The sequence below is a fragment of the Paenibacillus sp. sgz302164 genome (assembly GCF_056120505.1).
Genome location: NZ_JBVYOL010000051.1, coordinates 1 through 13,779, shown reverse-complemented (window position 1 = coordinate 13,779; position 13,779 = coordinate 1). Strand labels below are relative to the sequence as shown.

Below are 13,779 nucleotides of genomic sequence, written 5' to 3'. Positions count from 1 at the left end.
GACTTGGAGTCGGCATGGAGGGGCATTGTTGCGGCAACTGCCCCTTTTGGTTTCCCTAATAAGAACGTTAGCAAGGAGGATTTTATTGTGAATAAACCGGATTTGCAGCAGTATGCGAACGTTGAGATCGATGCTTTAACAGGAGAACTGGCGATAGGCGGACAGAAGGCTGGTTTTCGCGAAGCGGCATTTTTAAGCTATGCGTTCGTGCGGCGTGGAGAGGCAGATCGAGCGCTGCCGTTGTTAAGGGTGTTATGCGGAAGCAAGCGTCGGGAACTGGCGGCGCTGACGGATCAAGCGCTAGTGCTGTGGGCTGCCGGCGAATATCTTAAGGCGAGTGATGACGAATCTTTCGGCGCGGAAATTCAGGAGTTTATTCATGCTGTGGTTCGGCTGATCGATGCAAGTTGGAAAAAACCGCAGCCTCATTGGCTGCAAGGGGAAAATCAAGGCATCTATCTTAGTCACCTTGCCATATATTTTGCGGCCATCCAATCGAATATGCAGCACGGTGCAGGCGAAATAGGCGGGCGTTTGATGAAGTCGATACGAGAACTCCTTTTCGCTAAGTTTATTAAAAATGGAAGGGTTGTCAGCCAACTTGGGGATACGGCGATTCACGGAGATATTACCGCTGCGGCTATTCCCTTCGGAATGCTTGGTATTGAAGACCGAATTCTGATAGAGGCGCTGTATAAACTGGAAGAGACGCTTGTCGGCAAGGGCGTTAGACTGTGGGAGAGCGACACCTATTTCGGCGGCTGTGAGCGGCCTGATGTGACTTGCCTCTTGGCTTGGTACTACGCCAAAAAAGGCGATACAGTGCGGGCGAAGGAACTGCTAGCCCGGGTAGAGGCGCTGCAAGAGGAGCAGGGCGCGCTTTATGAGGTGGATATGACGACGGCGAAGGAGCCGCTGATGCTTGATTATTGGCGTGAGCGGATGCAGGGGCAAGAGCAAGGGCAAGGGCAAGGGCAAGAGCAAGGACGCGAGCAGGGGCTGCCGCCCATCAGCACATGGTGCGCTGTGCTGATGGAATTGGCGCAGACTGCGCTTGTGCCAGACGCAGGCGCACACGCGAGCGCGGACAGCGTCGCGCTCATACATATGCCCACAGGTTACGACGATCCGTACGTAACCTTGGCTTGCGAGCGGTTCCCCCGCCAGCCCGAAGCGGGCGATGCGGTGGTGGTGCATCTGCTGACGCAGCCGTTCCAGCCGAGTCAGGCGGTTTCGGTGCAGGCCGTCGTTGGCGGCATTCCGGCGGCGCAAGCTGTTCCGGCCGTCGTCAAAGTGCTCGCCGGCGGGGAGAAGGTCTGGGAAGCGCAGCTGGGCCCTTACCTCGCGGGTGACGAGGTCAGCTATGCTTTTGCGCTTCAGGCCGGGGGGAAGTCGGCAGTCTCGCCGACTTATGGCTTTAAGGTCCGGTCATGGACGGCGCTGGAGCGCGTCCATGCGATGTACGAGACGACGAATGGCTTCGTCGTCGAGCTGGCCGGCGCAGACATGGCGCAGCCGTCTGTGCTGGCATTCCGCGCCGAGGCCGGCGGCGCGGTGCGGATAACGTTCGCCGCAGCGGGCGAACGGGCATACGCCCGGCGCGTGCAGCAGGCAGCGCTGCAGATGGGACGCGCACGGCTGGAAGCCGGCGTACGCGAGGGGAAGCTTGCGCTGGCCTTGCGCAGCGCGGAGGGTTTGCTTGCCGAAGGCTTCGCCGCCGAAGGGAAGCCGCTGATCGAAGCGTTGACCGACGGCTCGGGAACGGTCCATAAGTTGCGGCTCAACATGAAGACGAGGCCGGAGCACCGCTGGTTCGGCATGGGGGAACGTTTTGCCCATTACGAATACTCCGGACAGGAGGTGGATCAGTATGTGTACAACCAGTACCGGGATCAAGGCTTGAAAACCTACATGCCCGTTCCTTTTGCCATCTCATCGGGAGGGTATGCCATTTTTGTGGATACAGCGCTTTATTCTGCGTTCCGATTTCATACAAGATTATCCGATTTGGTAGAAGTAGAAGCGGACGTTTCGCGGGTGAATCAGCAACTGGTCGTTTATTTATTTGCCGGGAAACCTCTGGATATGATCGGACAATTTACGGATATTACCGGCAAGCCCGCACTGCCGCCCAAGTGGTCGTTCGGTCCGTGGATGTCGAGCAATAACTGGGACTCGCAGAACGAGGTCATGAAGCAAGCGGAGTTAACCGCCAAATACGAGATACCGTCAACAGTGCTTGTCATCGAGCAGTGGAGCGACGAGGCGACGTTCTATATTTTTAACGATGCGCAGTATGAGGTGCAGGACGGCAGTCAGCCGTTCCGCTATGGCGACTTCCAATTCCCGGAGTGGGGGCGCTGGCCGAATCCGCGAGGGATGGTTGAAGAACTTCACAACCAAGGGTTGAAGGTGCTTTTATGGCAGATACCAATTCATAAGTTTATGTATGGTGTCGCCCATGGCCAGCGCGATCGCGATGAAATAACTTTGCTTGAGCATGGCTTTTGCGTGAAAACAGCCCAAGGGGAGCCGTTTACACTCCCTTATAACTGGTTCAAAGATTGCCACATTATCGATTTTACCAATCCTGATGCGGTCAAATGGTGGTTCGATAAACGCCAGTATCTGCTTGATGAAATCGGCGTGGACGGTTTCAAAACCGACGGCGGCGAGTTCGTCTTCGGCCACGATCTCCAGTTCCACGATGGCTCCACCGGTCGCGAAATGCGTAATTTATACCCGAATTTGTATGTGGGCAGTTATTATGATTTTGTTCAACAGCATACCAAAGAAGGCGGCATTACGTTCAGCCGTGCAGGATACACCGGGGCGCAGCGGTATCCGCTGCATTGGGCGGGCGACGAGCGTTCGACCTTCCAGGCGTTTCGCTCCTCGATGATTGCCGGCCTGTCGAGCGGTATGTCGGGCATCCCTTTCTGGGGCTGGGATTTGGGCGGTTTTCATGGCGATATTCCGACAGCGGAACTGTTCGTGAGATCCGCCCAGATGGCGGCATTTTGCCCCGTGATGCAATATCATGCCGAGACGAAAGGCGAGTTCAATCAGGACCGGACCCCGTGGAACATTGCCGAACGGACAGGACAGCAGATCGTTATTGAGCTGTACAAAAAATATGCGGACATTCGAATGAACCTTTTGCCATACATTTATGATCAGGCCATCCGCGCGAGCCGAACGGGTCTGCCGATGATGCGCGCCATGTCGCTGCAATATCCGGCCGATGCGCATTGTACGGAAATGATCAGCGAGTACATGTTCGGCGAACACCTGCTCGTTGCTCCGGTTACGGAAGAGGGACATCGTGTGAAGGAGGTTTATTTCCCGGAGGGGACATGGCTCTCACTGTTTGATCAGGAGGAAGTTGCAGGCCCGCGTCTGCTGAAAGTCGCTGCAGGTATCGAGAAAATTCCTGTCTACCAAAAGGAAGACAGCGTGATCGCGATCAACTTGGCGGAGAATTACAAACTCGGCGGTCATGTCGGGAATCGGGTGGATGGTTATGAACACTTATGTTTCCGCGTATATGTCAAGGCAGAGCTTCAAGAAGAATTCCAGGATGATTTGGGCAACAAAGTGACCATTTCTGCGCAAAGGGAAGGTAAACGGATTCGTCTGGGCTGGTCGGGCAGTGTGCAGCAGCAGTTGACATTTCTTCTGTATTGGCCGGAAAGTGCGCAATCGGTCCTCTTGAATGGTTTCGAGCTGACGCTTGCGGCGCAGGTTGAGCAGCTGCTGCCAGGAAGTTACTGTCTAAGGGACAGAGAGGTGATGTTCTGTACCAGGGATTCAGCGGGAAGTTTGGTGATCGAAGGTTGATCGTCATGGAAATGCAGCCGGAAAATATGCGGTGTTATTCATGGCAGTCTCGAAGAGCTTATGTTCGGACTGCCCAATCCGGAGAGGGGGGATGCCTGGAAGAAGGCGCGCAGGCTTGGAAAAGACGATGCGGCAGCAGTCGGTCAGTTCTCATCCATAGTTTGTCAATCATTCGACATGAAAGGGGAAATAATCATGCTCGCAAGGAAAATACTATCATCAGTGAAGTTCGGTTCTTCTTTGTTGCTCTGTTTTTTCCTGCTTGTTCCAAGTGCTTATGCGATCGATGGCGTATACCACGCTCCCTACGGGATTGACGATCTTTATGACATTCAGACTACCGAGCGGAGTCCGAGAGATCCGGTAGCGGGCGAGACGGTGTATATCAAAATTACGACCTGGCCGATTGAATCCGGACAAACGGCTTGGGTGACCTGGACCAAAAACGGCGTCAATCAGACGCCGGTAGGAGCGGCCTACAAATACAACAGCGGCAACAATACGTATTGGGAGGCGAACCTTGGCAGCTTTGCCAAAGGGGATGTGATCGCCTATACCGTTCATGGCAACAAAGATGGCGCAAACGAAAAGACCGTCGGACCGTTCACCTTCACGGTAACGGACTGGGAGTCTGTCAGCAGCATAAGCTCCGTGACCAATAACACGAACCGCATTGTACTGAACGCGGTGCCGAACACAGGAACGCTAACGCCGAAAATCAACATTTCTTTCACGGCAGACGATGTGTTCCGCGTGCAAGTTTCTCCGACAGGGACAGGGACGCTCAGCAGCGGATTAAGCAACTATTCCGTGTCGGATACGGCGTCCACCGCTTGGATTACGACATCCAAACTGAAGATCAAGGTAGACAAAAATCCATTCCGGCTTAACGTCTACAAACCGGACGGCACGACGCTTATCGCACGCCAATATGACAGCACGACGAATCGGAACCTGGCTTGGCTGACCAACGGCAGCACAATCATTAACAAGGTGGAAGATCATTTCTACACACCTGCATCCGAGGAGTTTTTCGGGTTCGGCGAGCACTACAACAACTTCCGCAAGCGCGGAAATAATGTAGACACATATGTATACAATCAATACAAAAATCAGAATGACCGCACGTATATGGCGATCCCTTTTATGCTGAACAGCAGCGGTTACGGTATATTTGTAAACTCTACGTATTATTCCAAATTCCGTTTGGCGACAGAACGTTCGGATATGTACAGTTTTACGGCGGATACGGGAGGCAGCGCCAATTCGACGCTCGATTACTACTTCATCTATGGCAATGACTTGAAAGGCGTCGTCAGCAATTATGCCACGATTACCGGCAAGCCCGCGGCATTGCCGAAATGGGCCTTTGGTTTATGGATGTCGGCCAATGAGTGGGACCGTCAAACGAAAGTATCGACGGCGATTTCGAACGCGAATACCAACAATATCCCGGCGACGGCCCTCGTTCTTGAGCAGTGGAGCGATGAGAATACATTCTATATTTTCAATGATGCCACGTATACGCCCAAAACAGGCGGCGCTTCGTTTGCCTACACGGATTTCACGTTCCCTTCCGGCGGCAGATGGACGGATCCGAAGGCGATGGCGGACAACGTGCATAGCAATGGGATGAAACTTGTGTTATGGCAAGTGCCTATTCAGAAATGGACCTCAACGCCCTATACCCAGAAGGACAACGACGAGGCTTACATGATTGCCCAGAACTATGCTGTAGGCAATGGCAGCGGCGGGCAATACCGCATACCGGACGGCCAGTGGTTCGGCAACTCGCTGCTGCTTGATTTCACGAATGTGAATGCGAAAAACTGGTGGATGTCCAAACGCGCTTATTTGTTTGACGGCGTTGGCATCGACGGCTTCAAAACCGATGGCGGCGAGATGGTCTGGGGACGCTCGAACACGTTCTCGAACGGCAAAAAAGGCGACGAAATGCGCAATCAGTATCCGAACGAGTACGTGAAGGCGTATAACGAATACGCGCGTTCGAAGAAAAGCGATGCCGTCAGCTTCAGCCGTTCCGGCACGCAAGGCGCGCAGGCGAATCAAATCTTCTGGTCCGGCGACCAAGAGTCGACGTTCGGCGCATTTCAGCAGGCCGTATCGGCCGGATTGACCGCCGGAATGTCCGGCGTTCCTTATTGGAGTTGGGATTTGGCGGGCTTCACAGGCACGTATCCAACGGCTGAACTGTATAAACGCGCGACCGAGATGGCTGCCTTCGCTCCGGTGATGCAGTTCCATTCCGAAGCCAACGGCAGCTCAGGCACGAACGAAGAGCGTTCTCCTTGGAATGCGCAGGCCCGCACAGGGGACAACACCATTATTAGCCATTTTGCGAAATATACGAATACCCGGATGAATCTGCTCCCTTACATTTACAGCGAAGCGAAGAAATCGAGCGATACCGGCGTGCCGATGATGCGCGCCATGGCCCTTGAATATCCGACCGACAGCAATACGTACGGTTTGACGCAGCAGTATATGTTCGGCGGCAGCCTGCTTGTCGCTCCTGTTATGAATCAAGGCGAGACGAACAAAAGCATCTATCTCCCGCAGGGGGACTGGATCGATTTCTGGTACGGCGCGCAGCGTCCGGGAGGGCGCACGATCAACTATACCGCAGGCGTGGATGATCTTCCTGTGTTTGTGAAGTCAGGCGGCATTATTCCGATGAATCTGAACGCGCAATACCAAATCGGCGCAACCATAGGCAATAACCTTACAAGCTACACCAACCTGGCTTTCAGAATTTATCCGCTCGGTACGACGGCTTACGATTGGAATGACGATATCGGCGGTTCGGTCAAAACCTTCACGTCCGCCGAGCAGTATGGTTTGAACAAAGAGACGGTCAGCGTGCCTGCGATCAATGCGGCCAAGACGCTGCAAGTGTTCACGACGAAACCGTCTTCTGTGACTGTAGACGGTTCGCCGATGACAGCGTATAGCTCGCTTAGCTCACTAATAGGAGCTTCAGCAGGCTGGTACTATGATACCGTTCAGAAATTCACCTATGTTAAGCTCGGCGCAAGCGCGTCCGCTCAATCGGTCGTCTTAAACGGCGTCAACAAAGTGGAATACGAAGCCGAGTTTGCCGCGCAAACAGGCGTTTCCACGAATACGAATCATACCGGCTATACAGGAACGGGCTTCGTGGACAATTTCGAAACAACGGGCGATTCCGTGACCTTTGACGTCTCTGTAAAAGCTGCCGGCACCTTCGCGTTGAAAGTGCGCTATGCTTCGGGAGCCGGCAGCGGATCGCGCGCCATTTATGTCAATAACGCCAAGGTGACGGATTTATCGCTGCCGCAAACAGCGAATTGGGACACATGGGGGACGGCTGCGGTCAATGTGACCCTGAATGCCGGCTGGAATACGGTGAAAGTCAGCTACGACGGCACCAGTTCGCTCGGTATTAATCTGGATAACATCGCGATCCAAGAACAGTAAAAGCAGGGAGGGCTTGTCCCTCCCGCATTCCAAAAGCGAAAGGCGGTATAAATCATGAGTCTACGGAACAATCAAGTTCCGCGCGTCCTCTCTATGTTGGCAGTATGCACGCTGATTGGCTCTACCTTTACCTTTCTTCCCGCGCCCCCTGCTCGCGCTTATGTAAGCTCGCTCGGCAATTTGCTTTCGTCGAGCGTTTCCGGGGATACTTTGACGCTAACCGTTGATAACGGCGCGGAGCCAAGCGATGACATTCTGGTCATTCAAGCTGTACAGAACGGCATCCTGAAGGTGGACTATCGTCCGAATGGCGTGACGCCAAGCCCGGATACGCCGATGCTGGATCCGAACAAAACATGGGCGGCCGTCGGAGCGGCGATAAATACGGTTTCCAATCCAATGACGGTCACGACTCCGAATATGAAGATCGAGATCACCAAAAATCCCGTGCGCATGACGGTGAAAAAGCCGGACGGTACGGCACTGTTCTGGGAACCTTCCAGCGGCGGGGTGTTTTCGGATGGCGTTCGCTTCATTCATGCCGGCGGGGACAACATGTACGGCATCCGCAGCTTTAACGCTTTCGATGGCGGCGGCGACCTGCTGCGGAACAATTCCAGTCACGCCGCCCATGCCGGCGAGCAGGGAGATTCCGGGGGACCGCTCATTTGGAGTACGGCAGGTTACGGTCTGCTTGTCGACAGCGACGGCGGCTATCCGTATACGGATGACGCTACCGGTAAAATGGAGTTTTACTACGGCGGCACGCCTGCGGAAGGACGGCGCTATACGAAGCAGGACGTCGAATACTACATCATGCTCGGCACGCCGAAGGATATTATGTCCGGCGTCGCCGAGATTACCGGCAAACCGCCGATGCTGCCGAAGTGGTCCTTGGGATTCATGAATTTCGAGTGGGATACGAATCAAACGGAATTTACGAATAATGTCGATACGTACCGCGCCAAAAACATTCCCATCGACGCCTATGCCTTCGATTACGATTGGAAGAAGTACGGGGAGAACAACTACGGCGAATTCGCATGGAACACCACGAATTTCCCTTCCGCCGCCTCGACGGCGCTCAAATCGGCAATGGATGCCAAAGGCATCAAAATGATCGGCATTACGAAACCGCGGATCGTGACCAAGGATGCTTCGAACACGGCGACGATTCAAGGGACGGATGCGGCGAACGGCGGCTATTTTTACTCGGGACATAGCGAATATCAGGACTATTTCATCCCCGTGAAGGTACGCAGCATCGATCCTTACAATGCCGGCGAGCGGACATGGTTCTGGAATCACTCCAAGGATGCGTTGGATAAAGGCATTGCGGGATGGTGGAACGATGAGACGGATAAAGTATCATCGGGCGGAGTGACTTATTGGTTCGGCAATTTCACGACGGGCCATATGTCGCAAACGATGTACGAGGGTCAGCGCGCTTATACGGGCAATGCGCAGCGTGTTTGGCAAACAGCGCGCACCTTCTATCCGGGCGCACAGCGCTACGCGACGACGATCTGGTCTGGCGACATCGGCATTCAGTACAACAAGGGGGAACGCATCGATTGGGCGGCAGGCATGCAGGAGCAGCGAGCCGTTATGCTGTCATCCGTAAATAACGGCCAAGTGAAATGGGGCATGGATACCGGGGGGTTCAACCAGCAGGACGGCACGACGAACAATCCGAATCCGGACCTGTATGCAAGGTGGATGCAGTTTAGCTCGCTTACGCCTGTTTTCCGCGTTCACGGCAACAATCACCAGCAGCGCCAGCCCTGGTATTTTGGATCGACCGCAGAGGAAGCGGCCAAAGAAGCGATTCAGCTGCGCTACTCCCTGATTCCTTACATGTATGCTTATGAAAGAAGCGCCTACGAGAACGGAAATGGGCTCGTAAGGCCGCTCATGCAGGATTATCCGACCGATCCGAATGTCAAAAACGATACGGACGCCTGGATGTTCGGCGATTGGCTGCTGGCCGCTCCGGTAGTGGATAAACAGCAGACCGCCAAAGATATTTATTTGCCGTCCGGCACATGGATCGATTATGCGCGCGGCAATGTGCTGACCGGCGGTCAGACGATTCACTACGCCGTGAATCCGGATACGCTAACGGACATTCCTCTTTTCATCAAAAAAGGAGCGATCATTCCTACGCAAAAGGTGCAGGATTATATAGGACAATCTTCCGTGACCTCCGTCGATGTGGATGTATTCCCGGATACATCGCAAAGCAGCTTCACCTATTATGACGATGACGGAGCCAGTTATAACTATGAGAACGGCACTTATTTCAAGCAAAATATGACTGCGCAAGACAACGGCTCAGGTACGCTTAGCTTCACGTTAGGGGCCAAAAGCGGCAGCTACATCCCTGCCCTGCAATCTTATATCATCAAGCTCCACGGAGCTGCTGGAACCGCGGTGACGAATAACAGTACGGCCATGGCATCCTATGCCGGCTTGGAAGCATTGAAAGCCGCTTCAGGCGAAGGCTGGGCGAAAGGCAAGGACGTATACGGCGACGTCACTTTCGTAAAATTGTCGGCGGGAGCAGCTTCCGCCAAGGCCATCGCCGTGACCGGAAGCAGCTCCGTGAGCGCGGCCGTTATGCAATACGAAGCTGAAGATGCATCGCTTTCGGGCATCACAGCGTCAACTAAAGCGACGGTGAACACGAACCATGCCGGATACACGGGAACAGGCTTCGTGGATGGGCTCGGCAATGCGGGAGCGGGTGCGACGTTTTATCCGAAAGTGCAAACAGGCGGCGATTATAACGTTACGCTGCGTTATGCTAACGCTTCAGGTTCGGCCAAGACGATGAGCATCTTCGTCAATGGCAAGCGAGTAAAGTCAACGTCGCTTGCGAATTTAGCGAATTGGGACACGTGGTCGACCCAAGCCGAGACGCTGCCCCTGACGGCGGGCATGAACGTTGTCACGTACAAATATTACAGTGAAGCGGGCGATAGCGGTAACGTTAGCATCGACAACATCACGGTGCCGTTCGCGCCTGCGGTAAGCAAATACGAGGCAGAGAGCGCCGAGCTTTCCGGAGGCAGCAGTATGGACACGAATCATTGGTACTACAGCGGCGCCGCATTTGTCGACGGCATGAGCGCACCCGGCGCGCAGGTGAAATACAATGTCAATGTGCCGAGCGCAGGCAGTTATCAAGTCGCGCTGCGCTATGCCAACGGCACGAACGCTGCGAAGACGCTAAGCACCTACGTGAACGGAACGAAGTTGGGTCAAACGAGCTTCGCGAGTCCGGGAAGCAACTGGAACGTTTGGCAGGACAACGTTCAAACCGTGTCGCTGAACGCAGGAGCTAACACCATCGCGTTCAAATATGATGCTGCCGATAGCGGCGGCATTAATCTGGATCGGATGCTGCTCTCGACAGCGGCGGCGGGAACGCCGGTTTCCGAGCAGAACCTGCTCGACAATGGCGGCTTTGAACGCGATACGAGCCAGAGCAGCAACTGGACCGAATGGCATCCCGGTACACAAGCGGTCGCTTACGGCATTGATAGCGGCTCGACAACGAATCCCCCGGAATCGCCATGGACGGGCGATAAGCGCGCTTACTTTTATGCGCCGGGCGCTTACAAGCAAAGCATTCATCAGACGATCAGCGTTCCAGTGAACAACGTGAAATACAAATTCGAAGCATGGGTCCGCATGAAAAATACGACGCCGACAACAGCGCGAGCGGAGATTCAAAATTACGGCGGTTCTGCCATATATGCCAATATCAGCAATGACGGTGTATGGAAGTATGTCAGCGTTAGCGACATTATGGTTACGAACGGTCAGATCGATATTGGCTTCTACGTCGATTCTCCGGGAGGCACAACGCTCCATATTGATGATGTTCGTGTAACCAAGCAATAAGCGGAAGCTCGGACTCCCTCATGAGGCTAAATCGATAAAGTGTTTGGGCTGAGAAAGACCACCGGGCAATCCGCGATCCCGATGGTCTTTTGTCGTTTGGCGACTGGAAGAAGGCGAAATGAGCGTATGGGTGCGATATGGGATAGATTGCCACAAGTAATATTTATAAAATCTATGTTCATCGGCGTAAAGGTCTGGTATGTTTAATAATGGTACATAATTTATTGTCGGAGTGGAAATATGGAAAACAAGAACCGCACTTTAATTGTAGATGGCATGGCCTTATTATTCAGAGGCTTTTACGCGCAATCGTACGGAGGGTATGTCCGCAAAACGAGCAGCGGCATCCCCACGAACGCCATTTTCGGTTTTATTCATTATTTGTTCGATGCCATCAAGGAGTTTCAACCTACGCATCTGCTCTGCTGCTGGGACTTGGGCAGCTCTACGTTTCGGACCGAGATGTACGACGGCTACAAAGCGAACCGGGCCGAGGCGCCGGAAGAGCTGGTCCCCCAGTTCAGCCTGGTCAAAGAGGTTGTGGATGCGCTGGGGATACCGAATTTCGGCGCGCCCGGTTTTGAAGCCGACGACTGTATAGGCACGATTGCCGGCCAAATCAGCGCCGAGACGGAAGTGCTCATATTGACCGGCGACCATGATATGCTTCAACTCATTACGGACCGCATTTCGGTCGTGATCATGAAAAAGGGCAAATCCAATTATCAAGTGTACACGCCGGCTGCTTTGTGGGAAGAGAAAGAGCTGCACCCCTCTCAAATTATCGATGTAAAAGCGTTTATGGGCGATACTTCCGATAATTACCCGGGTGTGCGCGGCATTGGCGAGAAAACGGCCCAAAAGCTTATTAAAACATACGGTTCCGTCCAAGGCGTATTGGACAATATGGAACAGTTATCGGCTAATGTTAAAACAAAAATCGAAAATGACACGGACATGCTGCACTTGTCCAAAGATTTGGCAACTATTAAAGTGGATGTTCCTATTCAATGCGTTTTTGAAGAATGCGTTTGGAAAATCAACAAGAGCGCCGCACTTCAAAAATTCGAAGAGCTTGAGTTTAACAGTTTGGTAAAATTAATCGGATAAGGAAAATAATGGAGACAAGCCGTTTGGTAATAACAGGCTGTGTCTCTATTTTTTTGCGCCAACGCAAAAGGGATTTGGAAAAAAGTGTAGAAATGATAAAAAAGACCTATAAACAGCTAAAAAACGCTGCTTTTTCATCAGGTGAATTGTCAGTATTGAACGAAGAGCGGGGCGAAAAAAGGGATTTACCGGCGAAAAGTGACTGAAATCCCACCCTGGGTTTTCAAAATTTAAGGAGGCGACTATGAAAGGGCTTTACAAAAGAACGGGCAATGCGGTTTTATCGGCGGTATTTGCGCTGCTTGTATGCGGCTTGCTGCCCGCGTATAACAGTTACGCGTCGACGACGGCGTCATTGTCCACGACTGCGGACTATTACGTAGATAATTCCGGGCACTATCCCTCAGGCGATACGACCGTCGATTTCAAGAACTTTAACTGGATCGGCAATTTTTACGACGTCGCTTACGGGAGCGCTCAGACGGTACTGAAATTCGACCTGACTTCGATTCCGAACGGTGCAACCGTTTCAAGCGCACAGCTTAAGCTGCGTGTAACGGCTTTGGGTGAGAATACGGTTGCCCCTTTCTTGAATGTATCCGGGTCTAATAACGACAGTTGGACGGAAAACGCGACAACGATTCCTTCCAAGGATGTGAACATAGCGTCCAATATTACGTCCGGCATTACAGTAGGACAGGATCTGGTCATTGATGTCAAAAGCTTTATAAACAGCCAGTTGTCCGGCGATAAAATCGCGACTTTGGTGCTGAGCGGCAGCACTTCGGGGGGGACGAGCCAATTCGCCATCGCCTCCAAGGAAACAGGAAGCAACGTGCCGACGTTAAGCGTCACCTATGACATTGCGGCGAGCAATCCGGTTGTTTCGTCAGTATCCGTTCCGGCTAACGGCGTGTACAGTACCGGGCAAAATTTGGACTTTACAGTGAATTTTGACCAAAATATTACCGTGGACACGTCGGGAGGCACGCCGTATTTGCCGCTGATAATCGGCTCCTCTCCCGTCAATGCGTCTTATGTATCCGGCTCGGGAACGCAAGCATTGATCTTTCGGTACACGCTGCAGAGTGGTCAGTTGGATAATAATGGTGTGACAGTCGGCGCTGCGCTGGCTCTAAACGGCGGCACACTTAAAGGTGCGGCCGGCAACGATGCGGGGACGGCGCTGAACAGCGTTGGCAGCACGAACGCGGTGCTGGTGGACGCGGTGGCGCCGACGGTGAGCAGCGTGAATGTGCCCGCAAGCGGGACGTACAAAGCGGGAGCGAATCTGGATTTCACCGTCAACTACAGTGAAAATGTAACGGTGAATACGACAGGCGGTACGCCGTACCTGCCTGTGACGATCGGTTCGACGACGGTGCATGCGTCGTATGTATCGGGCTCGGGAACAAGCGCGCTGTTGTTCCGGTACACGGTGCA

6 protein-coding genes are annotated in these 13,779 nt (G+C 53.3%); all 6 read left to right on the top strand.

The window, feature by feature from the left end; all coding sequences use genetic code 11:
- Positions 1 to 87 precede the first annotated feature (87 nt).
- Positions 88 to 3,840, top strand: coding sequence for a glycoside hydrolase family 31 protein (locus tag AC0LWT_RS37945; RefSeq protein WP_474687083.1), 3,753 nt, complete (start codon positions 88 to 90; stop codon positions 3,838 to 3,840).
- Between the two features lie 195 nt (positions 3,841 to 4,035).
- A complete protein-coding gene (locus AC0LWT_RS37940) occupies positions 4,036 to 7,317 on the top strand; it encodes a TIM-barrel domain-containing protein (protein WP_474687082.1) in 3,282 nt (1,093 codons plus the stop codon).
- A gap of 54 nt (positions 7,318 to 7,371) precedes the next feature.
- Positions 7,372 to 11,226 (top strand): TIM-barrel domain-containing protein, encoded by a 3,855-nt coding sequence (locus AC0LWT_RS37935; RefSeq protein WP_474687080.1) that lies wholly within the window; start codon positions 7,372 to 7,374, stop codon positions 11,224 to 11,226.
- Positions 11,227 to 11,466: 240 nt separating this feature from the next.
- Positions 11,467 to 12,336: a 5'-3' exonuclease gene (locus AC0LWT_RS37930; protein ID WP_474687079.1), complete on the top strand. Its 870-nt coding sequence runs from the start codon at positions 11,467 to 11,469 to the stop codon at positions 12,334 to 12,336.
- A 23-nt stretch (positions 12,337 to 12,359) separates the two neighbouring features.
- Positions 12,360 to 12,542 (top strand): hypothetical protein, encoded by a 183-nt coding sequence (locus tag AC0LWT_RS37925; RefSeq protein WP_474687077.1) that lies wholly within the window; start codon positions 12,360 to 12,362, stop codon positions 12,540 to 12,542.
- Positions 12,543 to 12,580: 38 nt separating this feature from the next.
- On the top strand, positions 12,581 to 13,779 hold a 1,199-nt coding region (locus AC0LWT_RS37920), incomplete at its 3' end, for a DNRLRE domain-containing protein (protein WP_474687076.1).